General features: G+C 60.3%; 20 protein-coding genes and 3 pseudogenes. 9 read left to right on the top strand and 14 right to left on the bottom strand.

Annotation, left to right across the window (positions count from 1 at the left end; genetic code table 11):
- Positions 1-334: 334 nt before the first annotated feature.
- Positions 335-484: a hypothetical protein gene (locus AB7245_RS06930; RefSeq protein ID WP_439034045.1), complete on the top strand. Its 150-nt coding sequence runs from the start codon at positions 335-337 to the stop codon at positions 482-484.
- Between the two features lie 397 nt (positions 485-881).
- Here the strand turns inward: AB7245_RS06930 and AB7245_RS06925 are convergent, their stop codons facing one another.
- Positions 882-1607, bottom strand: coding sequence for a helix-turn-helix transcriptional regulator (locus tag AB7245_RS06925; RefSeq protein WP_439034044.1), 726 nt, complete (start codon positions 1605-1607; stop codon positions 882-884).
- 1509 nt (positions 1608-3116) lie between these two features.
- Here AB7245_RS06925 and AB7245_RS06920 point away from each other — a divergent pair.
- The 8 genes and pseudogenes from AB7245_RS06920 (at position 3117) to AB7245_RS06885 (ending at position 11483) form a co-directional block, all read left to right on the top strand.
- The gene (locus AB7245_RS06920) at positions 3117-3902 is read left to right on the top strand and encodes a transglycosylase domain-containing protein (RefSeq protein WP_439034043.1); all 786 of its coding nucleotides are present in this window, start codon (positions 3117-3119) and stop codon (positions 3900-3902) included.
- A gap of 269 nt (positions 3903-4171) precedes the next feature.
- Positions 4172-5378, top strand: a pseudogene (locus AB7245_RS06915) (IS30 family transposase); the annotation flags it as partial.
- A gap of 43 nt (positions 5379-5421) precedes the next feature.
- Positions 5422-6457 (top strand): annotated as a pseudogene (locus tag AB7245_RS06910) (IS630 family transposase).
- A 609-nt stretch (positions 6458-7066) separates the two neighbouring features.
- Positions 7067-7969 (top strand): annotated as a pseudogene (locus AB7245_RS06905) (IS110 family transposase); the annotation flags it as partial.
- Positions 7970-8120: 151 nt separating this feature from the next.
- Positions 8121-8597, top strand: a complete 477-nt coding sequence (locus AB7245_RS06900) for an enoyl-CoA hydratase/isomerase family protein (protein WP_439034042.1) — start codon at positions 8121-8123, stop codon at positions 8595-8597.
- Positions 8598-9008: 411 nt separating this feature from the next.
- A complete protein-coding gene (locus AB7245_RS06895) occupies positions 9009-9731 on the top strand; it encodes a helix-turn-helix transcriptional regulator (RefSeq protein WP_439034041.1) in 723 nt (240 codons plus the stop codon).
- 94 nt (positions 9732-9825) lie between these two features.
- Positions 9826-10458 (top strand): acyl-homoserine-lactone synthase, encoded by a 633-nt coding sequence (locus AB7245_RS06890; RefSeq protein ID WP_439034040.1) that lies wholly within the window; start codon positions 9826-9828, stop codon positions 10456-10458.
- A 71-nt stretch (positions 10459-10529) separates the two neighbouring features.
- The gene (locus AB7245_RS06885; RefSeq protein ID WP_439034039.1) at positions 10530-11483 is read left to right on the top strand and encodes a LysR substrate-binding domain-containing protein; all 954 of its coding nucleotides are present in this window, start codon (positions 10530-10532) and stop codon (positions 11481-11483) included.
- Here AB7245_RS06885 and AB7245_RS06880 read toward each other — a convergent pair.
- The 13 genes from AB7245_RS06880 to AB7245_RS06820 all read right to left on the bottom strand — a co-directional run bounded on the left by AB7245_RS06880 (position 11456) and on the right by AB7245_RS06820 (position 24610).
- A complete protein-coding gene (locus AB7245_RS06880) occupies positions 11456-11698 on the bottom strand; it encodes a DUF2274 domain-containing protein (RefSeq protein WP_439034038.1) in 243 nt (80 codons plus the stop codon). The two genes, AB7245_RS06885 and AB7245_RS06880, sit on opposite strands and share 28 nt — an antisense overlap.
- A complete protein-coding gene (locus AB7245_RS06875) occupies positions 11698-12906 on the bottom strand; it encodes a TrbI/VirB10 family protein (protein ID WP_439034037.1) in 1209 nt (402 codons plus the stop codon). The genes AB7245_RS06880 and AB7245_RS06875 overlap by 1 nt, the downstream gene beginning before the upstream one ends.
- On the bottom strand, positions 12903-13874 hold the full coding sequence (trbG, locus tag AB7245_RS06870; RefSeq protein WP_439034036.1) for a P-type conjugative transfer protein TrbG: 972 nt from the start codon (positions 13872-13874) through the stop codon (positions 12903-12905). Before trbG ends, AB7245_RS06875 begins: the two co-directional genes overlap by 4 nt.
- A 2-nt stretch (positions 13875-13876) precedes the next feature.
- On the bottom strand, positions 13877-14557 hold the full coding sequence (trbF, locus tag AB7245_RS06865) for a conjugal transfer protein TrbF (protein ID WP_439034035.1): 681 nt from the start codon (positions 14555-14557) through the stop codon (positions 13877-13879).
- Positions 14558-14605: 48 nt separating this feature from the next.
- Positions 14606-15841 (bottom strand): P-type conjugative transfer protein TrbL, encoded by a 1236-nt coding sequence (gene trbL, locus AB7245_RS06860; RefSeq protein ID WP_439034034.1) that lies wholly within the window; start codon positions 15839-15841, stop codon positions 14606-14608.
- A 3-nt stretch (positions 15842-15844) separates the two neighbouring features.
- Positions 15845-16216, bottom strand: a complete 372-nt coding sequence (gene trbK-alt / locus AB7245_RS06855) for a putative entry exclusion protein TrbK-alt (protein ID WP_439034033.1) — start codon at positions 16214-16216, stop codon at positions 15845-15847.
- Positions 16216-16950 carry a P-type conjugative transfer protein TrbJ gene (trbJ, locus tag AB7245_RS06850; protein ID WP_439034032.1) on the bottom strand — a complete coding sequence of 245 codons (735 nt, stop codon included), beginning with the start codon at positions 16948-16950 and terminating at the stop codon, positions 16216-16218. Before trbJ ends, trbK-alt begins: the two co-directional genes overlap by 1 nt.
- Positions 16947-19388, bottom strand: a complete 2442-nt coding sequence (trbE, locus tag AB7245_RS06845; RefSeq protein ID WP_439034031.1) for a conjugal transfer protein TrbE — start codon at positions 19386-19388, stop codon at positions 16947-16949. The genes trbJ and trbE overlap by 4 nt, the downstream gene beginning before the upstream one ends.
- A gap of 8 nt (positions 19389-19396) precedes the next feature.
- On the bottom strand, positions 19397-19660 hold the full coding sequence (locus AB7245_RS06840; RefSeq protein ID WP_439034030.1) for a VirB3 family type IV secretion system protein: 264 nt from the start codon (positions 19658-19660) through the stop codon (positions 19397-19399).
- Positions 19660-19986 (bottom strand): TrbC/VirB2 family protein, encoded by a 327-nt coding sequence (locus tag AB7245_RS06835; protein WP_439034029.1) that lies wholly within the window; start codon positions 19984-19986, stop codon positions 19660-19662. Before AB7245_RS06835 ends, AB7245_RS06840 begins: the two co-directional genes overlap by 1 nt.
- Positions 19983-20903 carry a P-type conjugative transfer ATPase TrbB gene (gene trbB / locus AB7245_RS06830; RefSeq protein WP_439034028.1) on the bottom strand — a complete coding sequence of 307 codons (921 nt, stop codon included), beginning with the start codon at positions 20901-20903 and terminating at the stop codon, positions 19983-19985. Before trbB ends, AB7245_RS06835 begins: the two co-directional genes overlap by 4 nt.
- Before the next feature lie 677 nt (positions 20904-21580).
- Positions 21581-22876, bottom strand: a complete 1296-nt coding sequence (gene dctA / locus AB7245_RS06825; RefSeq protein WP_439034027.1) for a C4-dicarboxylate transporter DctA — start codon at positions 22874-22876, stop codon at positions 21581-21583.
- A gap of 531 nt (positions 22877-23407) precedes the next feature.
- The gene (locus AB7245_RS06820; protein WP_439034026.1) at positions 23408-24610 is read right to left on the bottom strand and encodes a TlpA disulfide reductase family protein; all 1203 of its coding nucleotides are present in this window, start codon (positions 24608-24610) and stop codon (positions 23408-23410) included.
- Between the last annotated feature and the right edge of the window lie 179 nt (positions 24611-24789).

The raw sequence follows: 24789 nt of genomic DNA, 5'->3' as shown, positions 1-24789 counted from the left end.
GGCGGCGCGCCTAAACGCTGTCATGATGAGACCGGCGTTACCTTGGGTGGGCAGATCGGCTATGGCTGGCCCAGTGGCCACATCGTGGCGGGGGTTGAACGCGAGGGAATAAGGCGCATCCGAGCAGATAAGAGTCCAATGTAGCGTCCTCCGCGTTTAACCGGGGCAAGCGATGCGTTCGCTACGACTGAGGAGATTTGTTGCCCGGACCATCTCTTGTCTTGTGCCAGAGGTGGCGCTGGTTGTCATGAGCAACACTTATCGAACGCTCAGCGTCCCAGTTAGGCAACAGCGAGCAAGACTTTGGGAAGCGCACTGCGAGCTCGGATCGGATATGGCAGGCGACCTGCTCGATGCCCTCGAAGACCGGCACTTGCTCAATCAGCCGGGAGCGCGAAGTTCGCCTCGCCCGCTGGCGACGGTGATCGCATCCACCAGGACCTCCATCTTCTTGCTGCTGGACATCTCGTTTCATCTGAAATAGTGATCCGTCCCGGGAAAAGTGACCGAAAGCCGGGCCCGGCTAGGGAGCGGTAATGCGAGCACGTACTTGCAGCATCAAAGGAAATTATGTTTTCATAGGCGAGTAAAATCCGCAATCCGCGCCTGCCAAGCTCGTGCTGAAGAGTTCCCTCACCGCATGCGCGCCAGCGATGCGGTGAACACTTCCCGTGGCCGGTCGGCGTCTGAGTGGCCGACCTACGGAGTGCACCCTCTTCGCGCGCTCCCTAATCCGCCATGGGCTCGTCTCTCAGGGCGCCTACGCAAGACGACAGAGACCTCACCCACTAACTTCGACATCTGCCCGGCGCCTGTACCTTCGCCCGACTTATCTCGAGCAGTCGCGTCGCTCGCGCGTTACGTGCGGGCGGCTGCCGAAATCATATAAGACCGAGGCGGATTGCCTTGGCGACGCAGTGAGTACGGCTGCTCGTCTCCAACTTTCGCATTGCATTCTTCAGGTGAAAGTTCACGGTATTCTCGCTGACCTGCAGGATGACTCCGATTTCCCAGGACGATTTCCCCTCCTCCACCCAGCGAAGGCAATCCCTTTCTCGTCCGGATAGCGCCACTTGCACATCGCATTTGCCGTCCGACGACGGCGCGATCTCTGCAAGAGCGTGATGAAATTGCCAAGCCAAGATGTTGAGACGACCGAGACGATACTGAGGGTCGGCATCGTCGTGCATGGATGCAAACGACGCGACCGAAAGCTGTCCAAATGGTCCGCACAGCGGTACGCTTACTCCGTGCTTCAGTCCGGCCTCTTTGGCCTCGTTTAACACTCGGAGTTCGCTCGGCTGCAATTGATGTTTGTCAGCGAGCTGGTCCCATAGAAAAGGGCCGGACAACCTTGTCGTACGTCGAACCACGGGGTCGATGGCCATATATCGGCCTTCAGCATAGCGCTCGCACCAAGCGGAAGGAAAGTTCACTGTCACCGTGGTTGGGAGATACTCTGGCTGCCGATTCGGCGCCGCCTCTGTCAACGCCCCGTAAGCGACCTGGCTGAAGCCCTGTTCGGACGAACAGCTCACGAGCAGGTCGAATAACGCCGCGATAGAGCGGCTCTGTTTCGCGCATTCGATGAAGCAAAATAGGTCCATTTGGCGCCTCCCACACCGACTTAGACGAACGGAGCTTACGTATTCTGATGAACCGACTTGAAGAAGGGCCCTGCGCCATTGCAATCTGCTCTGCGTTGCGAGCTGCTCCACCGAACGCAACAGAAATGTATTTCGCGAAGTGCTCCTATCGAGTCGCCTCACATCGGTAGTTGCTGTAATGGCATCCGACACTCGCGTGTCTTTCGAATGATGCGGTGCTGACGCTTCCAGCAAATGTCGTACCAGCTGCGGAGTGGGAGTAGCGCCCAGCGCGCGAGGCTGGAGGACTGATGATGCAACAATTTCTGCTACAATGCGGACATTGGTCGCAAGACAGACAATCTTGTCGGCTTCGCTAGCTACGGAGTACATACGGCATCTGCAAGAGCGAGCACTGTCGCTTCCTGCGATCAGCCTCCGGCTGGTTGCCCGGTCGTCCAGGCGAAGGGAGACCCAGCTCCTACGCCGTAAGGCGTGGATGCCAATCGGCGCACAGCGGGCATTCATCCGGGTGCTTTTGCTACCCTTGATGTTTGCCATGGAATGGCGCCCTAGCGAACAGAACCAGAGAGTCCCGGGTGCGCGACCGCGTCACGTCAGCGCGCGTTCAAAGCGGCCTGACATGCGTTGTCGTATTGTTCACCGAAGGAGGACGCTGGGAGCTGCGCCTAGAATGACATCCGACCAAGGGCATTATTCCCAAGAACCAGCTGCAGAATGGCAGATCATCGCTCCGTATCCGCACATGGCCATGAGATCGAGACGGTCTGCGCCAAGAGACTCTCTGTTTGCGTTCCAATCGATCCATTCGCGAAGTCGACGCACTACGCGCCGGTGCGATCAGATCCGATCAGGGCCGAGTGGCGAACCCCTTGGGCTCATCTTGATCGTGCGATTTGGCGCCGCGGTCGCGCTTGCTGCACCGCGATAGGCAATTGGGCCGGGCCGCTACGCGGCCCGATCACTTACACGAGCCAAACGCCTGTCTGAATGGTGAGCCGCCCTTAAGAGACTTGAATCGTACCTAGCGTCAAGTTGTACCAACTAACCGTTCGATTCGGCGAATTGGGACACGTACCAGCCTCAAGATGGCGGCACGGCACACTTTGGATCTGTGAGGCGCGTTCGATGACGGTGTCAGCTCCCATTCTCTTCCGTTGTCGGAGCCGGTTCGGCGCCCATCCGCGCTTTCGCGAGCAGCGCGCGGCTGCAGATGGCTGCCGCCTCCTCCGCAGATAGCTGCAGCAGTCATGCGGGATTGTCGCTCGAGCAATCCGCCTGCTGGCAGCAGAGCCCGATCCTGCGGACGGATTGCGCTCGCAGGCGTTCGCGAGGGCAAGCGATTCACCCCCAAGGGCTTGCTGCGTCGCGGCGCACGCCTGTGCAGAGCCACAAGTTCAGGCCCGAAGTGAGCAAGAGAGTCAGATGATCCCGCGACCGCGAAGATCCGTGATTCATGCTCGTATGATGGCTTTCGCTACGCGTATAACTTCAATGGCGTGTATGAGTATGGAGTTGATGCGCCGGGCGAGGCTTCTGCGTGGTTCGTTGCGCTGTGCGATCCTCGAGCCGCTCTCGGAGACTTTAACATTCGGGTTTATGAGTCTACTTCTGTTCCTGATCTTAGCAAATCCCGTATTACACAAGACTGGTAATCTGGGTTGGAGTGAAAGCTCCGATCGCGCAGTCGATCTGCCGGTGTGCCGCACGGGTCTGACCACCGCCTGCGGGAAGTACAGCACACCTTCGGTGCAAGAGCTTCCTGACGTTCTGGTGATGGGGACCTTGGCAGCTGGGGATCGGCGCTTCTATAGCCATTTCGGGATTGACCTTGGCGCGATTGCGCTCTCATTGCATGCTGGTCCGGACACGAATCCCCTGCGTCCGTCTATTGGCCAGCAGGTTGCGAGGCTGCTAGTCCCCTTCGATCAGCACAGTGCGGATGCGTGGTTTCATGAGGCGCTTGTCGCAATTTGGCTGGAATGGCGCCTCAGTAAGGATGAAATCCTGAATATCTACCTCAATCGTGTGCAGATCGGAGCTGACATCTTCGGCGTCAGTGAGGCGGCGCAAAATTATTTCCAGAAGCAGGTTCAGGATATCGAACTCAGCGAAGCGGCCCTGCTTGCCGGCCTCATAAATGCGCCACCCGTTCCATATTCGCATGTTGCACTTTCGAATGCGCGTGAGCGTGCAAACCGCGTTTTGGACATGCTCCTCGAGAGTGGAATCATTACGAATGATCAGGCGTTCGCAGCAAAGGAACGCCCGGCACGCCTGATTCTAAGGAAGTAGGATGCGCCGGCAGGTTAAGCTGATTGAAGTGAGCGTAAGGGCGAAAGATGATTGCTAAGTGCGGCAAAGCTGCGGAAGGTCGGGCGGCTGATCGGCCTCAAAACCTTATCGCACCAATGGGTGATTAACTGCGGGGCATTGTCGTAGAATCGGGCTTGCGACTCATCGATGCGCGATGCCGGCGCCCTTGAGCTCGTCACCATAGGCCTGTGAGGCATATTGGGCGGATTCAAACGGTCGTCGCAACACTCGGAGGTCGGAGGCTTGCGATGAACGTTGTAATGCGTCGATCGGCGCGGTCACGACCAGCCCCCTTGCCATCGCCAGGACGGCTCTCTGTTGCAAGGCGTGATGAACAAAGCAAATTTGGCGGGCGATAGCCGCCGCGCTAACCAGCGAAGCTGCTGCAGTCGACCCCGGATTGTCACAACCTGTCCGAAGCAGATCATTCCGAAAGGCGGGAGCGGTAGCCCTGGTTGATTGAGCGCGAGGAGATCGCACTTCTCAAGGTGCAGGGCCACTCCATACAGGAGATCGGACGTCGCCTGGGGCGGGCTGCTTCGACAATCTCCCGTGAACTGCGGCGCAATGCGGCCACCCGCGGCGGCGGGTTGGAGTATCGGGCAACAACTGCCCAGTGGCATGCAGATCGATCCGCCCGCCGGCCCAAGCCGGCCAAGCTTGCGCTCAATGCAACCTTGCGCACTTATGTGGAGGAGAGACTTGCTGGCGGCGTCGTTGCCCCGACCGGCGCTCCCGTTCCCGATCCCGCCGTTCCGTGGAAGGGGCGCCGGCATGGCCCGCGCAAGGATCGGCGATGGGCCAAAGCCTGGAGCCCTGAGCAGATTGCTCGACGCTTGCCGATCGACTTCCCGGACGACAAGACGATGCGCATCAGCCACGAAGCTATCTATCAAGCTCTCTTCGTTCAGGGCCGTGGGGCGCTGCGCCGCGAGCTGACGGCCTGCTTGCGAACAGGGCGTGTATTACGGATGCCCAGAGCGCGCGTAGGCAGGCGAGGCAAGGGCTTTGTCTGCCCGGAGATCCTGATCAGTGAGCGCCCCTGCTGAAGCTGCCGATCGAGCAGTGCCGGGACATTGGGAGGGAGACCTCATCCTCGGTGTTGGCAGCTCGGCAATCGGCACGCTGGTCGAGCGCACGACGCGCTTCACGATGCTATTGCACCTTCCCCGGTTGGCGGGGCATGGCGAAGCTCCGCGCGTGAAGAACGGACCTGCGCTCGCGGGACACGGGGTCGAAGCCGTGCGCGATGCGATCACGCGCACCGTCATCACCTTACCCGAAGAACTGCGTCGCTCGCTGACCTGGGATCAGGGAGCCGAAATGGCTCAGCACGATCGTCTCAAGATCGATGCGGGTATCCAGGTCTACTTCTGCGACCCGCAAAGCCCTTGGCAGCGCGGTACTAACGAGAACACCAACGGGTTGCTGCGACAGTACTTCCAAGAGGACACTAGTACCCACGTTCTTGGATCGTGAGTCGTGATTCAAGACATGGATGATACCCGAAGCAAGAGAAGTCCACCTTTCGAGGAAAGATCGCAAGGTGCTTGAGGCGTGTTGTCGCTCACCGGTGACGTTGCAGCGCGATTTGAAGCGGGCGCGGATAGTTCTGTTGGCGGCGGACGGGCGCAGCACCCGGTCGATTGCCAAGGAAGTTGGGGTCCAGCCGCGGATTGTCAGCCTTTGGCGGCATCGCTATGCTGACGATGGCCTTGAAGCGCTGAAAGACAAGCCGCGGCCTGGCAAGCAGCCGATTTATACGAAGACGACCGACAAGCGGATTCTGAAGCTGCTGGATAAGCCGCCCCCGCAAGGGTTTGCGCGCTGGACCGGCCCACTGCTGGCCGAGGCGTTGGGCGATGTTGACGTCCAATATGTCTGGCGGTTCCTGCGCAGCCACAAGATTGACCTCGCGGCTCGCAAGTCCTGGTGCGAGAGCACCGACCCGAACTTTACAGCCAAAGCCGCCGCTGTTGTTGGCCTCTACGTCGCCCCGCCCGCGAAGGCCATTGTGCTATGCGTGGACGAGAAGCGCTCGATCCAGGCCTTGGAGCGAGCGCAGGGTTATCGGCCAGAGCCACGATTACAAGCCGCATGGCACCACAACATTGTTTGCGGCGCTCGAAGTCGCCACCGGAAAGATCATCGCGACTCATTCAAAACGTCGTCGCCGCGTCGAATTTCTCGACTTCATGAACAGCGTTGCCGCGGCCTTTCCTGGCCGAAAGCTTCACGTTATCCTCGACAACCTCAACACCCACAAGAAAAACGAACATTGGCTCAAGGCCCACCCCAACGTGCAATTTCATTTCACGCCGACAAGTGCGTCCTGGCTCAATCAGGTCGAAGTATGGTTTTCGATCTTGCAGGGTCAGTCGCTTAGCGGCACCTCCTTCACAAGCCTCAAGCAGCTTCAGGAACACATCGATGCCTACGTCAACGCGTACAACGACAAAGCCGAGCCCTTCGTCTGGACCAAGAAAAAGGTCCGTCAACGCCGCTTCAAAGGCCGCCGTATCACTCAGCTCTGATTCCGGGTACTAGGCTGGAAAACGCCAGCGGAGGCGCTTGCCGGTCTGCTGTCATGAATGAGAATAACTCGTGTTGCGACGACTGCTTGAACCCGCCCGGTATGCTTCACGCGCCTATCGCGATGCTCTTACCGGGCGCCGACATCACGGCATCGCTGAGTCTCAAGGGCCGATTGCTACGACAATGCCCAATAGAGAGCTTCTTCTGTACCTTCAAGACCGAGCTCGTCGATCATCCCCCCACAATACCGGCGCCCGAGCCCAACGCATATCGTCGCCTTCATCGAGGCTACCGGACCGGGCTTGATCCCGCCGTCAAATATATCGTCTTCGCCTGACACCGCTCGACCGTGTTAGTAACCGGTATGAGAGTTTCTCGGCGCCGATGTTCCGCTGCGACATTCAAGATCGTAGCGTATGGTGCGACCATCGGGACAGAGGCACCGGGAGCACGAAAGGTGCGGGCAGGCCGATGCATTCGATGAGCCGCGAGCTCGAGTTAGTAGCTGGCCGCCTCTGCGACTCGCCCGGTTGCGCTGAGAGCGCGAATCCGTAGTTGTCGTGTCGCCCGTAGCTCCCGTCTTGTGGTCTGATTGGCAGGAGGTGCGAATGCGACGGGTGATTGGCATCGACGTCCACCGAACCTTCGGGGAGGTGGTGGTTTGGGAGGATGGCAGGCTCCGACATGCGGGCCGCTTGATATGACGCGGACTGCGTTGGAGGGATTTGGCAAGACCCTGCTGGCCAGTGATGAGGTGGTGGTCGAAGCGACCGGCAACAGCATGGCGGTATCGCGGGTTCTGGCACCGTTCGTGGCACAGGTGATTATCGCCAATCCGCTGCAGTTGAAGGCGATCGCCCAGGCTCACGTCAAGACCGACAAGATCGATGCCGGCACGCTCGCCAGTCTGCAGGCGGCCGGGTACCTGCCGCAGATCTGGACGCCTGACGCGGAGACGGAACGCAAGCGTCGGCTGGTGGCGCGGCGCCACCAGGTCGTGCCGCTTCGCACGCGGCTCAAGAACGAGGTGCATTCGATTCTGCACGCGCACCTGATCCCGAAGTGCCCGCATGCCGATCTCTTCAACGGCCGCGGCCGGACGTGGTTGGCCGCCCAACCGTTGCCGGACGATGAGCGCGCGGCGATCGATCGCCACGTGCGCGAGCTTGACCGGCTGACGGAAGATCTGGGCCCTGCTCGACCGCGAGATCGCGCAGGACGCCATAGACGATTCCGCGCTCAACAGATTGATGACGATCACCGGCGTCAACTTGGCGGTCGCTGGGCGCCGCCCATCACGGCCGCATCAGCAAGATCGGCCGCAGTCACGCGCGCGCCATGCTGGTCGAGGCGGCCTGGGCAGCGGCCAAGGCGCCCGGTCCGCTGCATGCGTTTTTCCTGCGCATCCGAGCCCGGCGCGGCCAAAGCTCACCGTGCTTTGCTGGCATTTGTTGACGAAGGGCGAGGATTACCTGTGGGCGCGCCCGGCACTGGTCGCTATCAAGACCCGCGACCCTATCACCTGCACCCCGACGGGAAGCTCATCGATAGCGAGGAGTGGCATTGTGATGGTTGGAGCACCAAGCACAGAGGTGACGGCATTGTAGTTTGGCAAGCCGGTCGGCACCGATCACTGTTTAGCAACGGGCTCGACAACAATCGATGGTAATAGGTCGGCACGCCGATGACGGGGGAGCCACTGACTTCGCGCTCGCGTGCGACTTCCGCATCGGGGTCGAAGGTTGTCGTTTGCAGATGTCTCCTGCACGGCTAGGCATCCAGTACTACCATTCCGGTCTCCGCCGATACGTAGAGAGACTCGGCTTGCCCGAAGCCAAGCGGTTGTTTCTAATGGGAGAGCAGATTGACACCGCCACAATGTTGCGGATCGGCTTTCTCACCGAAACCTGTGCGCCCGAGAGGTTCGAAGCGCGATTGGAGGTCGTTGCCGGAATGCTCGCTCAGCGTTCTCCGGGTTCGCTCCGCGGTCTCAAGGCGACGCTCAATTCAATTTGCCGAGGCACTGCCGATCCGGCAGAGATCAACGCGAGGTTCTTTGAAAGTCTCTCTTGCGCCGATGCTCAGGAAGGGCTGAAGGCTTGGTCTGAGCGCCGCCTTCCTGACTTCGCGGCCGTATGAGGTCTTGCACGCTCTTGCAGCCGGGAGGGCGCGGGGCGTTGATATCCGGATCCGATTTCGCGTCACCCAAAAGACGCATGGTTACTGAGGCGGCGTGACGATAAGAGCAGAAGCGCCGTACAAACCTCCACTTGGAACGCAAGGACGCAGCAATCCGGCGACCTTCGGCGTCCTCTTGCAGGATTTCAAACAGACGACGGAGTTCGCGGACTTGGCCGCGATGATATCACAACTTGAGCGCGAGGAATCGGCTGACCCGATACGCCTCAACCACCCGATGTAGGGTCTCGCGATCAAGATCGATCGAAGCCGAAATGGATCGACTTCTTCGTTGTTTTGCCCCATTCGCGGTGATGCTCGATCCGATAATGCTAGGAGCGCCTACCAGGGAGGCCCGTGGGCTCATGCGCGATGGATCGGGTTTTTCAAAGATTTGCTGAGCAATTGACCGAAAGCACGCATCGAGACGCAGCTCAGGAGAGCATGGCCGAGGTCGCCGCTGCGCTCGAACTGTCGTGCTTCGCATATCTCGCTTTTCCCCGTAGGCCGGGCAGTGCTCCTAATCTGATCTCGACATATCCACCTTCCTGGACCGCCATCTATCTGCAGCGCGGCTACGAATCCGTCGATCCGGTGGTACGTCGGGCAATGCGCCAACCTAAGCCCTTCCGCTGGGGCCTTGGATTCGAAGCGCAAAATCGGTCGGAGGCAGAACGCGCTCTGTTCGAAGAAGCCGCCAAATTTGGGATTCGCTGCGGATTTACATTCCCTATTCACGATGACAAGGGCGCAATCGCCGCGCTGAGCTTTGCAAGCGACGACCGTCGAACTGACTTCGAGCGCTCGCTGGTCGAGCACGCCCAGAGCCTGCGGTTAATCGCAATGTTTTTCCATGCACATGCAAAACGCTTCTGGACGATTGATCGCATGATCGGTGGGGTAGTGCTATCTCCTCGCGAGTACCAGTGTCTCGAATGGTCCGCGCGCGGCAAATCAGCCGGGGAGATCGGGATCATTCTCAGCATCGCAGAGCGAACCGCGGGATTTCACCTGGATAACGCTCGCGCGAAGCTTGGTGTTAGCTCGCTTCGTCAAGCGATCGTGCTGTTGACCGAATCAAAACTTCGAAAATAGATCAACCGCAAGCTGCAAGCACCTGTGCAACTCTACAGGATGTGCTTTCCTGCCTTCTCTGCTTGCTTGCCTGAAGCAAGGCAAGGAGGCAAGAATGATGCAGCTCATCACGCCGGAATACTACGGGGAATTCGTCGACGACCTCACCGAGATGCACCGGCTGCGGTATCGCGTTTTCAAACAGCGCCTGGACTGGAACGTCGAAGTCAGCGGCGAGATAGAAGTCGACGAGTTTGATGTCCTTCGACCCGTGCACCTCCTGAACCGCTCGAACGCTGGACGTATTCAGGGTTGCGTCCGGCTTCTGCCTTCGACCGGCCCAACCATGCTGAGAGACACCTTCCCGATCCTTCTGGACGGGCAGCGGGCGCCACGAAGCGACCGGATTTGGGAGAGCAGTCGATTCGCGCTCGATGTTCCTCCGGATGCGCCGAAGGCAAGTGGTGGACTTAATACTGCTACTTACGAGCTGTTTGCGGGCATGATTGAATTCGGCCTTTCGATTGAATTGACCGAAATCGTTACGGTCACTGACGCCCGGATGGAACGCATTCTTCGCCGCGCGGGCTGGCCGCTCCGCAAAATCGGAAAAGCTCGTCCTCTCGGAAACACCACGGCCATTGCTGGATATCTGGAAGTGTCGACTGATGCTTTGGAACGCATCCGCCAAGCGGGACACATCTCAGGTCCGGTGCTCTGGGCTCCGGTCATCCGAGCGGCCGCCTAGGATCTGGAAGCAAGTACAAACGGGGCATCGCTGCGCATTGGAGCGGAAAGCCCATCTGCTTAAGACTTACGATGCACAAACCACGTCGATCAACACCCTCCCCTCAAGCCGGCAAGGCAATCGAACTGAAACACCTGCGATCGGCCGTTGCTGCGGCCGATTGCGGCAGCTTCCGCGGAGCCGCGGAGTTGCTGAGGTCGCAACAATCGAGTCTCAGCCGAAGAATCGATGAAATCGAGCACAATTTGGGCATCGCCATCTTCGAGCGCCATAGCGGAGGCGTGCGCCCGACGCAGGCCGGCCGCGACGTGCTTCGGCTGGCAAGGACCATTCTGGATGAATTCGACGCGCTCATCGCCACCGCGCGATCTGTTCATAACAGCGGAATCGGCCGTCTGACCGTCGGCTTCTGCACCTCGCTTTCGGCAGGCAATCTGCAAGCCTCGCTACTCGCGTTCAAAGAGCGGTTCCCGCAGATCGCACTTGCGACGGTCGAACGATCACGGACGCGTTTGGCAGCGGCACTTCGAAACGGCGCAATTGATGTCCTGATCGTGACAGGAAACCTCCCATTGTTGGAAACTGAAGAAATGCCGCTTTGGAGGGAGCCTGTTCTTGTAGCCTTGCCCCATGATCATCCGCTCGCCGGGCGCGAGACTGTGTGCTGGACTGACCTGCGCGGCGAGACAGTGCTACTCAGCTACTATGACGCGGGAAAGGAGCTCGAAGATCTTCTGATTTCCAAGCTCCTCTCGCCCGAGGATCGCCCCAAGATCGAGCGCCACGACGTCAGTCGCGCAATCGTCAAAAGCCTCATCAGCATGCACACAGGAATAAGCCTGGTGCTCGAGTCCGATATGGGGGCAAATTATGCGGGCCTGACCTACCGAGAGCTGCGCGATGGCACGGGTCCGAGCCGTTTCGACTTTTCGGCCCATTGGCGAGCCGAAAATAATAATCCAGCCCTGCAGGAATTCCTGAATCTGCTCTCTGAGCGCTATTCCCCGCCGCCCGTCGGACGTTGATGCGCCCGTCGAGCTTTCCGGAAATTCCGGTCCGCGGCCATGAACCGCGCCAACATCGGGGCGATAAGCTTAGCTGGATCCCCGATCGGTTGGCCGGTCTCCTGCGCAAGGATTTCAGCATAGGCCACAAGATCCCGGTGGATACGCGCGGGCAGTTCGTGCGTGACCTTGAGTGGCTTATCGTCCTCGATTGCACCGAGTTTGAGTTTGGCCATTATCGTCCCCTGTACGGCTCGAGCACCAAGTCGCGATTGACGATCACCCGCACCGGATATCCCGGACGAATCGTCAAGGTCGGCTGGATATTGAGATTGCGGCGGACCACCTGCTGGCCCGTCTGGTTCATCGAGTCCGCCGCCCCGCGGCGGAGCGCAGCGATGAGGTCGCTGTTGGTGCTGCCCGTATCCGATCCGGAATTCACCTCGGTGCCGACGGCGAGCAGCGTCGAAAGCGCAGCGGCCCCCAACAGCTCCTTCCAATGGTTGTCGACCTCATCCTCAAGCCCAGAGTAGCCCGCGGCATCTGCGCCCGGCTGCCGCTCCAGCACGATTGACCGCCCATTTGGCATGATGAGGCGCGTCCACACCAGGAGGACGCGCGATTGGCCAAATGCGACTTGGCTATCATACGTCCCGATCAACCGGGCTCCTTGCGGGATAAGGCGAGCTCGCCCGGTAGGGGAATCGTATACCGCTTCCGTGACTTGGGCCGTGATCTGCCCAGGCAGGTCGGACCGAATCCCCGTGATGAGAGCAGCCGGAATGACCGTTCCCGCCTGGACCACAAAGGGAGAGACCGGTCTTGCCAGGCGATCGGGACTGGTGGTTCGACGGTCAACGGAAGCACTGACGAACGCAAGTTTTCGATCCTGGCCATTCTGGGCAAATGCTTCGTCGGATGATGGCGCTGCAATCGATGGGGCTTCACTTGCCGATGTGACAGGAGCCTGTGCGCGGACGTTGGTGCTGGCAAACACCTTGCTGGTGCGTGCCGCCTCGCTCTCCTGATTGACGCGCTGCTGTTCAGCGTCAACACCGAGCGGGCTGGACGTCGAAGAGCCCTGTGCTGCAACGATCGGCCGCCCAAGATCGCCTGGTAAAGGGGGTCCAAGGCGCGGCACCTCCTTCGGTATCTCAGCATAATCCTTCGGCAACGTTGCAAGCTGATCGGCGACATTGTGGTGGTCGGTCGCGTAAAGCTCCTCGGCGGCCGGCGAGCGCGATTGCTTCTCCTGAAGAGCCCAGAAGACCGCACCACAGATGAGCACCAGCAAAAGGGCGCTGCCACCCGCAAGCACCTTGCGCGATAGGCGCGTAACTTGCGGCCGATCTGGCCGGAGCCGAAGGGTTTCGACGATATTTTCCGGCGGCTTAAACCGAGGAGCGTCCTTGGGTGTGTCATTGGGCTGGCCAGTCTCTGTCACAGCGACCTCCCGTCGGTTCGGACGATTCTGACCTTCTGCTGGTGCTCCTCGCCCAGCCTCAGTTCCGCGGCCGCGAACAGCCGGTCCACGATCAGCACATTGCCGTAAGCGCGATAGTTGACGAGCTCGGTCTTGCCATCAGGCCCGATCACGAACAGCGGCGGCATCTCGCCCTGGCCGACGCCGGGTGAAAACTCGATGTAGACCTTGCGTCCATCGTCATAGGCATTGACAGGACGCCAGGGTGGGCTGTCTCCCTCGATGGCGTAGCGGTAACGGCGCTGCACCTGATCCGGAATGACGGGTGTGGGCGGCAGGGCTCGACCACGCGCGGTCCGGTCCTCCGGATAGAACCATGCGACCTGTGGCATGTAGGGCTTTTCCCGGGAGCGGAGTTCGATCAGGTAAGTGCGCCGATCCGTGTTGACGACGAGATTGGTCTCGATCGCCGGACGTGTCGGCTTCACCATGATGTGCACGCGTCTCGTGTCGCCGCTGCCGCTTTCGGTGTCGCCGACCACCCAGCGGGCGGTGTCACCGGCGGCGACCGGTCCCGAGCCGATCAGCTGCTCACCGGGCTCCAGCGAAATGTCCGTGATCTGCCCCGGCGCGGCATAGATTTGATAGAGAGCGCCCGGACTATACGAAAACACCTGCACCGCATTGAAGTAGCCGGCCTTTCGCGGCTGCACACGTGCGGCGTCATTCGCGGTCTCAATCCGTTCAATCGGCTCCTTGGCTTCCGCGTTCTTGCCGCCGCGCGCCGCCTTCCAGGCCGGTGGGACATGCAGCGGCCGCGGCCGATCGTCGGCAAGCGCCGGCAGATCTGGAGCCGGCGGGACATCGCTATCATAGCTGATTTGCGGCGGCTTGAACGTGGTGCACCCGCCAAGGGTGGACACACCAATAGCGAGAGCCAGAGCCAGGCTCGGGCGGACCCTCTGTGACGCAATGAGACCTGACAGCATGACTAGCCCAGCTCCTTCGACCAGTTGATGGCGTTGATATAGATGCCAAGCGGATTCTTGCGGAGGCGATCGAGATCGCGCGGCATCTCCACGATGATGCTAACGATCGCGCTCCACCGCTCGGTTGCGGCCAGCTGACCGTTGTCGTAGCGGCGTTCGACCCAGGCGAGGCGGAAACTCTCAGGCGAAGCCCGGATGACGCTCGAGACCTCGATCGCAATTTGCGTCTTGCCGAGCTTGGCGAATGGATCGTTGTTGCGGGCGTAGTCATTCAGTGCGGCCGCGCCGCGATCGGTTGTAAAGTCGTAGGCGCGGAGCCAGTTTTCGCGCAGGACAATGGCGTCCATCGGGAGGCCTCGCACATGCTCGATGAAGCGCGCCAGGTGAAAGGCGACTTGCGGATCGGTCGGTTGATAGCTGGCGTTTGCCGGAGCAACGGCTTTCGCCTCCCCCAATTTATCGACCTCGACCACCCAGGGCGTGATCGTCCCTTGAGCGGATTGCCAGACCAGGGCGGCGGCAAAGCCGGCTGATAAGAAGAGGCAGCTAAAGCCCATCAAGCGCCAGTTCTTGGCCTGCACGCGCGCAGACCCAATGCGATCATCCCAGACCTGGGCTGCGCGTTGATAGGGAGTGACGGCTTCTGGCGTGCGGCCATAGTGAACGGCCGATCGTTTGAACATTGCTTGACCTCAAGAGATAGCGGGGAACCGAATTCGAAAGAAAGGAGTTCAGTGGTCCTCTTGCGAGAGGTCGACAGATCCGCCGCCGCCTCCGTGATCACCTGAGCGGATCGCGTGGGTTGCCGCTGATGCGCCATGACTGATCGTCTGCGCTCTCTTCATGCGCCGAACCCAGGCGGGCGCACTGTCGGAAGCTCTCGAGGAATCCCCTTCCCCCTTACCGGCATCGCTCGCCGGTCCACCAAGACCAGCTGCGACCGAACGCAAGGGACTTGCGGCGCCGGACGCGCTCGCCTCGGAGCCGGACTGACTCCCCGCCCGAAACACGCTCATGGTGCCGCTTGCAATCGCGCTTCCACCGCGTAGCGAGCCTGCAATCGCTCCGCCGGCGAGACCGGCAGCACCGGCCGCAACGCCAGCGCCAGCCGCAACGACACCACCGGCGGCAAGTCCCGTCCCAACGGCGCTGCCTGCGCCGAGCTGCGGACCTCCGGAGACGATGCCGTTGGCAATCCCGGGTCCGAAAATGCCGAGGCCCAACAAGGCGAGCGCGCCGAGCACCAGCGCCATCGCGTTCTCGATGGTCGGCTGGTTGCCGCCGAAACCTGCCGTGAACTGCGAGAATAAGGTCGATCCAATGCCGACGATGACGGCGAGGACCAAAACCTTGACGCCGGAGGAGATGACGTTGCCCAGCACCCGTTCGGCCGCAAAGGCGGTCTTGCCGAACAGACCGAAGGGGATCAGGACGAAACCTGCAAGCGTCGTCAGCTTGAACTCGATCAGCGTGACGAAGAGCTGGATGGCGAGAATAAAGAAGGCCAGCAGCACCACGATCCAGGCGAACAGCAGGACCGCGATCTGGACGAAATTTTCGAAGAAGCTGACATACCCCATCAGGCCCGAGATGGAGTCCAGGATCGGACGGCCGGCATCGAGCCCCACTTGCGCGATCCGACCTGGCCGCAAGAAATCTGCCGATGACAGGCTCGTGCCCGAGGCTTTGAGGCCAAGACCTGCAAAGCTCTCGAAGACGATGCGGGCAAGGCTGTTCCAATTACCGATCAGGTAGGCAAAGACACCGACAAACAAGGTTTTCTTGACGAGCCGGGCAAGAATCTCCTCATCACTTCCGAGGGACCAGAACAGGCCCGCAAGCGTAAGGTCGATTGCAGCTAGCGTCGTGGCGAGATAGCCGACTTCGCCCCCGACCAGGCCGAATCCGGAATCGATATAGCGCGTGAAGGTTTCCAGGAACTGGTCGATGACGGAGGTGCCGCCCATTGCTCACTCGCTCTGGCTTGGAACGGAGGGTGAGAGGGACGGGAGGCGGCTTTCGTCCTTGCGCGGCACAGGCGAGGAAAATGGCGCGGCGCCTACCCCGCTATCACCGTCTACCGATCCGCTTTTCCCCAAGAACTGGCTGCGCCGTTCCGCCCAGATCCTCTGGCAGTCGAGCAGAGCCTCTCTCTGCTCGTAGGTGACGGTGCGGCATTGCTCGAGCTTTGCCGCCGTCGGATCGGGCTTCGCAGCGGGCGAGGCGGAAGATTGGGTCGCGCTATCGTCGCCGCGCAGGCGAATGGCGCAGGCGGCGACGACCAGGACTGTGAGGCTAACCGCCACCGCGATCGGCAGCCGTTCAAATCTGTTCTTTATCATCAGTGGAACATCTGCACGGTTGTCGGTTGATAGCCCTGACCTTGGGTCAGAAAGCGCCGCATTTGCTCCCTCCCCTGATCCTGGGCACTTGCTCTTTGCGCGGCTTCGAGCGTTTGTGCGCGCCCCTGCGCGGCCACGGTCGCGGTGAGATCCGCAAGCTGCTGGGCTTGCAGCGCAAGGAGCTGGTTGCCGGCCTGACTTGCCTGCAGAGCACCTGACGCGCCCTGGCTCGCCGTGACCAGGGCCGACATCTGGGTGCGGTTGGTATCGAGATTGCCGACCACGGTTGCCTGCACCCGCATGGCGTCCTGCAGGCCGGCAACCACATTCTGCCAGCGTGTCTGGGCGTTGGCGGCGAGGAGCCCATTGGACATGCTCGCGGACGTGGGCGCGTAAGTGGTGGAGAACGCGCGATCGATCTGCTGGACATCGTAGGCAATGCGCTGCGCTTGACTGAGCAGCTGCTGCGTGCGCTGGATCGATTGCACGAGCTGCTGCAACGACGAATATGGCAGGCTCGCCAGGTTCTTCGCCTGATTGATCAACATCTGCGCTTCGTTTTGCAGCGAAGTGATCTGGTTGTTAATCTGCTGCAGCTCGCGCGCGGCCGTCAGCACATTTTGCACGTAGTTGTTGGGATCGAATACGATCCACTGTGCCTTTCCTTCCCGGGGCGCTTGGGTCAGGCTAATTGCGATGATACTTGCTGCCAGCAGCGGACGGAGACGTTTCATGACAAGCCACCTTCCTTGGCAAGCTGCGGAATGAGATTGCAGGCCCAGCCGAGGTCGCGCGCCTTGAGCCAGCCGGTGACGAAATCGTCTCGTCCGTGCTCCTCAAGAACGCGCTCGATGAGAGCCTGGTCGGTCTTGGACGACGCGGCCGCAAAAGCCAGCGCGATTTCGCCAAGGCCGAGCTCGAACAGCCGGTTGCCCCGGCGCGACTGGCAGTAGTAGTCGCGCTTTGGCGTCGCGCGGGCGAGGATCTCGATCTGCCGGTCATTTAGTCCAAAGCGCCGGTAGACGCCTAAGATTTGCGGCTCGATGGCGCGGTCATTGGGAAGAAGGATCCGGGTCGGACAGCTCTCGATGATGGCAGGCGCAATGGCGGAGCCGTCGATATCGGCCAGCGACTGGGTCGCAAACACGACGGAGGCGTTCTTCTTGCGCAGCGTCTTCAGCCATTCGCGGAGCTTGCCGGCAAAATCGGCATCGTCGAGCGCAAGCCAGCCCTCATCGATGATGAGCAGAGTCGGACGGCCGTCGAAGCGATCCTCAATCCGGTGGAACAAATAGGAGAGAACCGCCGGCGCGACACCGGTCCCGATCAACCCGTCGGTCTCAAACACCTGGACGGAGCCCTCTCCCAGCCGCTCACCTTCCGCATCCAGCAGCCGCTCAAACGGACCGCCGAGGCAATAGGGTTGCAGCGCGCGCTTCAAGGCATTGGATTGCAGAAGAACGGACAAGCCAGTCAGCGTCCGCTCCCCAACTGGCGCCGAGGCGAGCGAGGTCAATGCCGACCAGACATGATCCTTGGTCTCGGGCGTGACCTCGATGCGCTCGCGCGCAAGGATCGATGCGATCCAATCGGCTGCCCAACCGCGCTCACCGGTCTCCTCGATCCGCGCAAGCGGCTGGAGCGCCACGAATTCTGCCGAGTCTCCACCAACCGCGCCGCCAAGATCATGCCAGTCGCCACCCATGGCGATGGCCGCTGCACGGATCGACCCACCGAAATCGAAGGCAAAGATCTGAGCGGCTGGATAGCGCCGGAACTGCAGCGCCATCAGCGCGAGCAGCACCGATTTCCCGGCGCCGGTCGGTCCAACGATCAGAGTGTGTCCGACATCGCCGACATGGAGCGAGAAGCGGAAAGGGGTCGATCCTTCAGTCTTGCCGAAGAACAGCGGAGGCGCCCTGAAATGATGGTCCCTCACCTCTCCCGCCCAGACCGCGGAGAGCGGGATCATGTGGGCGAGATTTAGCGTCGACACCGGCGGCTGACGCACGTTTGCATAGACCTGTCCCGGCAGGCTGCCGAGCCAGGCTTCGACGGCATTCACCGTCTCAGCCATGCAGGTGAAGTCCCGGCCCTGGATCACCTTTTCGACGAGGCGGAGCTTTTCTTCGGCCGCGCTAGGATCCCTGTCCCAGACCGTGACCGTTGCCGTCACGAAGGCCTCTCCAATCTGATCGGAGCCCAGCTCCTGGAGCGCGCTGTCTGCATCCATCGCCTTATTGTAGGCATCGGTATCCAGAAGCGTGGACGCCTCGTTGGTCATCACCTCCTTCAGGATCGCGGCAATCGACTTGCGCTTGGCAAACCATTGCCGCCTGATCCTGGTCAAGAGCTTTAGAGCATCCGTCTTGTCGAGCATAATCGCCCGGGTCGACCACCGGTACGGGAACGCCAGCCGGTTGAGATCATCGAGAATTCCGGGCGTGGTCACCGTGGGAAACCCCACAACCGTCAGGACACGCACATGTGCGTCACCCAGCATCGGCTCAAGCCCGCCTGTCAGCGGCTGATCGGCAAGGAGCGCATCGAGATACATCGGGATTTCCGGCACCCGAACGCGATGCCGCTTGGTCGAGACCGTCGAGTGCAGGTAGGTGAGCGTTGCCTCGTCATCGAGCCAGCCGCATTCCGGCATAAAGCCCTCAACGAGCTGCAGCACGCGGTTGGTCCGGTCGACGAAGCCACTCAGCACCTCGCGCGCATCCGCCCCGGGGCCGCGATGGCTGCCCTCGTACAGGAGACGCTCGGCCACAGCTGCACTTTCTGCCGGCGGCAGATAAAGGAAGGTCAGGTAGTAGCTCGATTCATAATGGCTGCCAGCCTCCTCGAATTGCGCTTTGCGCTCCGCATCCACCAAGGCGGATGCGACATCCGGGAACGTGTCAGGCGGATAGCGCCCTGCCGAATGCCGTTGCGCCTCGACGAAAACTGCCCACCCCGATCCGTGACGCCGGAGCGCGTTGTTCAGCCGGCTTGCGAGCCCAACAAGCTCAGCCGGCGCAGAACTGTCAAGGTCCGGTCCCCTGAACCGCGCCGTCCGCTGAAACGAGCCATTCTTGTTCAATACAATTCCCTCGTCGACGAGCGCGGCCCAGGGGAGGAAGTCGGCAAGGCGCGTATTCGAGCGGCGATATTCGGCAAGATTCATCATAGGCGACTCTAGGAGCTGAGGTGGCTTGGAATGCGGACGTGCCGGCGCACGACTTCCACGAAATCGGGATCGCGTTTTGCGGCCCAGACGGCGGCCATGTGGCCGACGAACCAGAAAAGAAGGCCGGCAACCCACAGGCGCAGCCCAAGACCGAGTGCAGCCGCTAACGTGCCGTTGGCGATCGCCACGGCGCGCGGCGCACCGCCCATCAGGATCGGCTCGGTAAGCGCACGATGTACGGGCGCGATAAAGCCTGCGATAGGCTCCTCCATCAGATCACCACGCCGCCGCCGAAGGAGAAGAAAGACAGAAAGAAGCTTGATGCCGCAAAGGCAATGGACAGACCGAACACGATCTGAACCAGGCGACGAAAGCCACCAGACGTATCGCCAAATGCGAGCGATAGCCCGGTCACGATGATAATGATGACGGCGATAATCTTGGCGACGGGACCCTCGACCGATTGCAAAATTTGATTAAGCGGCTGCTCCCACGGCATGTTTGAGCCAGCGGCCCAAGCCGGGACATTGCTCAGCCAGAGGGTAATAATGGCCGTGGCGGGAATGCTGGCGCGGCGGAGAGATGAAGGCAGCGTCATGACCGGTCTCCAATTGCAGATAGGCTGTAATCACCTGATGTTCCTAAGCCGGTGACGCGGGCGAGCTCGCTCAAGCGGCGCTCAGTGCCGCGGCCGCTGAGCACCGCGATCAGGTTGATTGTTTCGGCGATAAGCGGCCGCGGGACTGTGACGACAGCTTCCTGGACCAGTTGCTCGAGCCGGCGTAGCGCCCCGAGCGTCGTTCCGGCATGGATCGTGCCGATTCCGCCCGGATGTCCTGTGCCCCAAGCCTTGAGCAAGTCGAGCGCTTCGGCTCCGCGCACCTCACCAATGGGAATACGATCGGGGCGCAGACGGAGCGACGAGCGGACCAGGTCGGAGAGCGAGATCAAGCCGTCCTTCGTGCGGAGCGCCACCAGGTTCGGCGCCAAGCACTGAAGTTCACGCGTATCTTCGATGAGAACGACCCGATCAGTCGTTTTAGCGACCTCCGCGAGAAGGGCATTGGTCAGTGTCGTCTTTCCGGTCGAGGTGCCGCCGGCGACCAGAATGTTCTTGCGCGCCTGAACTGCATCCCTCAATGCACTTGCCTGGTCCGGCGTCATGATGCCGACTGCGACGTAGTCCTCGAGGCTGAACACGGCAACCGCCGGCTTTCTGATCGCGAATGTTGGCGCGGCAACGACCGGCGGCAGCAGTCCCTCGAACCGCTCCCCCGTCTCGGGCAGCTCGGCAGAAATCCTTGGGCTCCCCGGATGAACCTCGGCACCCACGTAGTGAGCCACCACGCGGATAATTCGCTCTCCGTCAGAGGGGGATATATTCTCGCCAGTATCCGCAAGGCCGCTCGACAGTCGGTCGATCCACAATCGGCCATCGGGATTGAGCATCACCTCAACGATTGCCGGATCTTCCAAGTATCCTGCGATCGCAGGCCCCAGCGCGGTACGCAGCATACGCGCTCCGCGCAAGTTCGCTTCTGAATCAAAAGAATGGATCGCCACGATTTGCCCCAAGCTGCTGAGGCCGCTTCGGCGCCCTCATCTGGAGGCAAATAAAAGGCAGAGACCTGTATGACCGCAACAAAGGGAAAATGCCGTTCGTAGCCTAGCGTAGAAGAAGAAACATTTGAAAAGAGCTAGCTTGTCGCCACGACCAGTCGACGGCGGAGCCGAGAAATCAGCAATGCCCCATGACCCGGCTTCGCAATTTTTACGTCTCTCGCGTTAGCGATGTTGGCTCATGGTCCTTGGCCTCCTTTCCTGAACTGCCGTCGCTCCCTGGCTTGCGCGCGATTGAGATCCCGTTTTTTAAGGCAGCTCAAACCAGGGATAATGAACCACACCAGCCGGCGGGCTGGCGCAAACACCAATGCCCAAGGCTAGTCCGGTAGACCACCGAGTTTCGTGCCCCCTGCAGGACCATTTCTTCCCAATCAGGCCGGTCCAATGCTGCACGACAATTGCCAACGCAAAATGCAGGAGTGCAAAGGGTGTTTTCTAGTCCGCAATTGCAACAAGTTCTGGAAATCTCAACGCCTTCAGCTGGCGCTCCTGAACAGGATTGAACTACGAATTTGATGGCCCGTTGGCGACGGTATTAGCGGTTGCAGGGCCGAGCTGAGACCGCACATCTACTTAAGCTCCGCGTGTAGCGAGACATGGTCAAGTTCGCCTTCCCACCAGGACACAAATACCGCGGCAATGCCGTTCCCGATGATGTTCGTAAGCGCGCGCACCTCGCTCATGAACTTGTCGATCGAGAATACGATCGCAATGCCGGGGACAAGCTCAGGACTGACCACCGTCAACGTTGCGGCCAGGGTGACGAAGCCGGCACCGGTAACACCGCTTGCGCCCTTCGAGGTGAGCATAGCCACAACCAGTATCGTAAGCTGCTGGCCGAAGTTGAGATCGACCCCGAGCGCCTGCGCGATGAACAAGGTCGCCAACGTCATGTAAATGTTGGTCCCATCCAAATTGAAAGAGTATCCTGTCGGCACCACTAGGCCAACGACCGGCTTGGAACAGCCCAGCCGTTCGAGCTTTTCCATCAACTGCGGCAGCGCGCTTTCGGACGACGACGTTCCGAGCACGATCAGCAGCTCATCCTTGATGTAGACGATGAACTTTAGGATGGAAAAGCCGACCAGCCGCGCGATGAGGCCAAGCACAATGATCACGAAGAGCCCGGCTGTCACATAGAACAGCGCAACCAATCCGATGAGTTTACCGAGCGCGGAGGGTCCGAATTCGCCGATGGTGTAGGCCATGGCGCCGAATGCCCCAATCGGCGCTGCCTTCATTACGATCCTAATCACACCAAACACCGCGTGCGCAGCATCGTCTACCAGACCGCGCATCCGCTCACCCCGCTCGCCGAGCGCCATCAGCGAGAACCCGAATAGGATAGCAAACAGCAGCACCTGTAGCACGTCGCCTCGCGCCAGGGCGCCAACCACGCTATCAGGAATGATATTGAGGAAGAAATCGACCGCCTTCTGCCCTTCCGCCCTTTTGACGTAGTTGGCTACCGCCGCTGCATCAGTCCTGGGAGCGAGCCCATGGCCGGCCTGAACGAGATTGCCCATCACCAGACCCAGGACAAGCGCGAAGGTTGATACGATCTCGAAGTAAAGCAGCGCCTTCACGCCCACTCGGCCGACCTTTCGTGCATCCTGAACATGCGCAATTCCGGACACAACGGTGCAGAAGATGATCGGCGCGATCACCATTTTGATCAGCTTGATGAATCCGTCACCAAGCGCTTTGACCCAGCTGCTCGTCCCCACAGCAGGCCACAACCAGCCAACGAGAATGCCCATCAGGATCGCGATGAGTACCTGGATGTAAAGAACTTTGTACCAGGGGCCAGATGGCTGGAACAGGGCGGCGGCTTTGACAGAGCGGCGCTGGCGGTGAATGTACATCACGCTCGACCCGGCGCCGTGGTACCAAAGAAGGGCGGCACCGAAGGTACAGCGTCGCTCAGTGTTTCTTCAGTGCGGGGCGCCGGGGAATCTGACCGCTCCAGATGGCCCCGTCCATTGCCGCGGATTGGCGCCCCTCCCGAATCGGCTGTTGGTCGACGCGAAACGAAGTTCTGAATCGCTTCTGACGGCAGCGATAGAATCTTGAGAAAGCTTCCTTGAGAGCTTGAAAGCATCAGCGTCACCACCCATTTCTATCTTCTTTGTTGTTCGAAGATGCCATCCAGCATCTTCTAGGACGCCAACCTTAGCAGCCGGCGACCGCTCTTCACTTCGGCAGGCACTCTCGCCGGAGCGCGACGAACCTTGAGAAAGCGTTCGCCATAAAGAACTCGTGGTGGTGCGGCCTCGCCTGCGTTCACCGGCTCGCTCCTCCCGTCCTCACTTCATGTGAATGCCCCGACATTCCCAACAGGCATCGATTTCGATCGCAAAACCACGAGGCCGAAAAGACATGCCAAGCAGCATTGCTCACGATGCCTCCCTTGGCGATCTCGGTTCCGGCTTTTCGCGAGCCGTGTTTTGCGCGGCTGAACAGCACTCCTCGTAAGAGAGCTTCTCACTCCTGTAGCTCGCCAAGGCCTGCAGAGAGCGCTGCACGACGTCCCGTTTCGCTCGATCCGGGGCAGGCGCTGCATCCAGCCACTTCAGCGCCGCCTCGACCAATTCGATCGCGCGATCCCTCTTACCTGTCTCGTAATAGTACTGAGCAACAGCTCCGTACGACAGGAACTTCGCGCCCTCGCCGCCTTGCGGTGGATTCGCCGCCAGGATGTGTTCGGAAAGGTCCTTGCCCATGGCAAAGCGCTCGGCGTGTGGAAAATCGGAGTAGTCTTTCGCGGGGTCGAACAGTTGGCGGATCGCCACGCTCATCCAAACCACGGATTTCTTCTCGATCGCATCGCGAATTAGTTGGCGCAACACCGGCAGGCCAGCCCGCATATCGCGTATCCTGTGAAGCAACAATTCCACATGAAGCCCACGGAAGGTGACCTCGTCCGGCATCGCAGCGAGGGCCTCCTCGATAGCTAAAAGGGCCGTCGGCCAATCCTTTCTCTTCATGGCGGGCTCAAGTTTGCCAAAGATCGCTCGCTTCTGCGATAGTTCACGCTTTATGCGTCGACCCGTGTTTATCCTTTCCGCATCCAGCGCTTTGGCTTCATGGCTCATTGCCCAGGATCCGTTCAGAACTTTGGGCAAGGCATTATCGAGCTGCGTCGGATGGCCAATAAAGGCGATGCGGCCGTCACGGTCGACGACGAATGACGTGGGAATCCCGACAGAAAGGCTGGAATCCATCCAAAGCTTGTTCATTTCGCCGGCGTAGTCGAATGCGATCGCGAAGTTCAGATTTGGCAAGCTCTTCGTCAACCAGGCGTCCAGGCTGGCTCGCGCTTCATCCGCTGTCGAAGCTTGTTCGCGAGCCGCGATGCCCACCACCTCAACTCCGTTGCTCCTGTATTTGCCTTGCAGGATCACCAAATTCGGCATCGAGGCGATACATGGCCCGCACCACGTCGCCCAAAATTCGAGGATGTATACTTTCCCAGGTTCGAACTCTCTAACGGGCTGGCCGCGTAGCCAGTGCTCCACTTTGATCGACGGGGCTGGCGAACCGACGCTCAGCACGTTCGCCGCACCGACTTGACTTGCGCTCTCAGTCAGGCTGGTCATTGCTCAAATCCGCTTTACCTGGCTCTGCGGAGAAAAATTGCAAGTCGCATGCCAACCAACGCTCGTTGATATCGCGCATTTTTCGTATCATTCCTGTCGACCTTGCGACGCATGTCGCATATCCGACCAGCTGTTTGGAGCTTCTCAGGCAATCAGTCGGCCGGCGTTCTTGACGCCTG

The organism is Bradyrhizobium sp. 604_D8_N2_3 (assembly GCF_051810765.1).
Lineage (GTDB): Bacteria > Pseudomonadota > Alphaproteobacteria > Rhizobiales > Xanthobacteraceae > Bradyrhizobium > Bradyrhizobium barranii.
Note: the sequence above shows the minus strand (reverse complement) of the source record. Positions and strands in the feature narration are given on the sequence as shown.

Bases quoted from the DNA above. Each gene is read 5' to 3' on its own strand.
- AB7245_RS06930 (WP_439034045.1), top strand. From the start codon at position 335: ATGGCAGGCGACCTGCTCGATGCCCTCGAAGACCGGCACTTGCTCAAT.
- AB7245_RS06925 (WP_439034044.1), bottom strand. From the start codon at position 1,607: ATGGACCTATTTTGCTTCATCGAATGCGCGAAACAGAGCCGCTCTATC.
- AB7245_RS06920 (WP_439034043.1), top strand. From the start codon at position 3,117: ATGGAGTTGATGCGCCGGGCGAGGCTTCTGCGTGGTTCGTTGCGCTGT.
- AB7245_RS06900 (WP_439034042.1), top strand. From the start codon at position 8,121: ATGGTAATAGGTCGGCACGCCGATGACGGGGGAGCCACTGACTTCGCG.
- AB7245_RS06895 (WP_439034041.1), top strand. From the start codon at position 9,009: ATGGATCGGGTTTTTCAAAGATTTGCTGAGCAATTGACCGAAAGCACG.
- AB7245_RS06890 (WP_439034040.1), top strand. From the start codon at position 9,826: ATGATGCAGCTCATCACGCCGGAATACTACGGGGAATTCGTCGACGAC.
- AB7245_RS06885 (WP_439034039.1), top strand. From the start codon at position 10,530: ATGCACAAACCACGTCGATCAACACCCTCCCCTCAAGCCGGCAAGGCA.
- AB7245_RS06880 (WP_439034038.1), bottom strand. From the start codon at position 11,698: ATGGCCAAACTCAAACTCGGTGCAATCGAGGACGATAAGCCACTCAAG.
- trbG (WP_439034036.1), bottom strand. From the start codon at position 13,874: ATGCTGTCAGGTCTCATTGCGTCACAGAGGGTCCGCCCGAGCCTGGCT.
- trbF (WP_439034035.1), bottom strand. From the start codon at position 14,557: ATGTTCAAACGATCGGCCGTTCACTATGGCCGCACGCCAGAAGCCGTC.
- trbL (WP_439034034.1), bottom strand. From the start codon at position 15,841: ATGGGCGGCACCTCCGTCATCGACCAGTTCCTGGAAACCTTCACGCGC.
- trbK-alt (WP_439034033.1), bottom strand. From the start codon at position 16,216: ATGATAAAGAACAGATTTGAACGGCTGCCGATCGCGGTGGCGGTTAGC.
- trbJ (WP_439034032.1), bottom strand. From the start codon at position 16,950: ATGAAACGTCTCCGTCCGCTGCTGGCAGCAAGTATCATCGCAATTAGC.
- trbE (WP_439034031.1), bottom strand. From the start codon at position 19,388: ATGATGAATCTTGCCGAATATCGCCGCTCGAATACGCGCCTTGCCGAC.
- AB7245_RS06840 (WP_439034030.1), bottom strand. From the start codon at position 19,660: ATGGAGGAGCCTATCGCAGGCTTTATCGCGCCCGTACATCGTGCGCTT.
- AB7245_RS06835 (WP_439034029.1), bottom strand. From the start codon at position 19,986: ATGACGCTGCCTTCATCTCTCCGCCGCGCCAGCATTCCCGCCACGGCC.
- trbB (WP_439034028.1), bottom strand. From the start codon at position 20,903: ATGCTGCGTACCGCGCTGGGGCCTGCGATCGCAGGATACTTGGAAGAT.
- dctA (WP_439034027.1), bottom strand. From the start codon at position 22,876: ATGTACATTCACCGCCAGCGCCGCTCTGTCAAAGCCGCCGCCCTGTTC.
- AB7245_RS06820 (WP_439034026.1), bottom strand. From the start codon at position 24,610: ATGACCAGCCTGACTGAGAGCGCAAGTCAAGTCGGTGCGGCGAACGTG.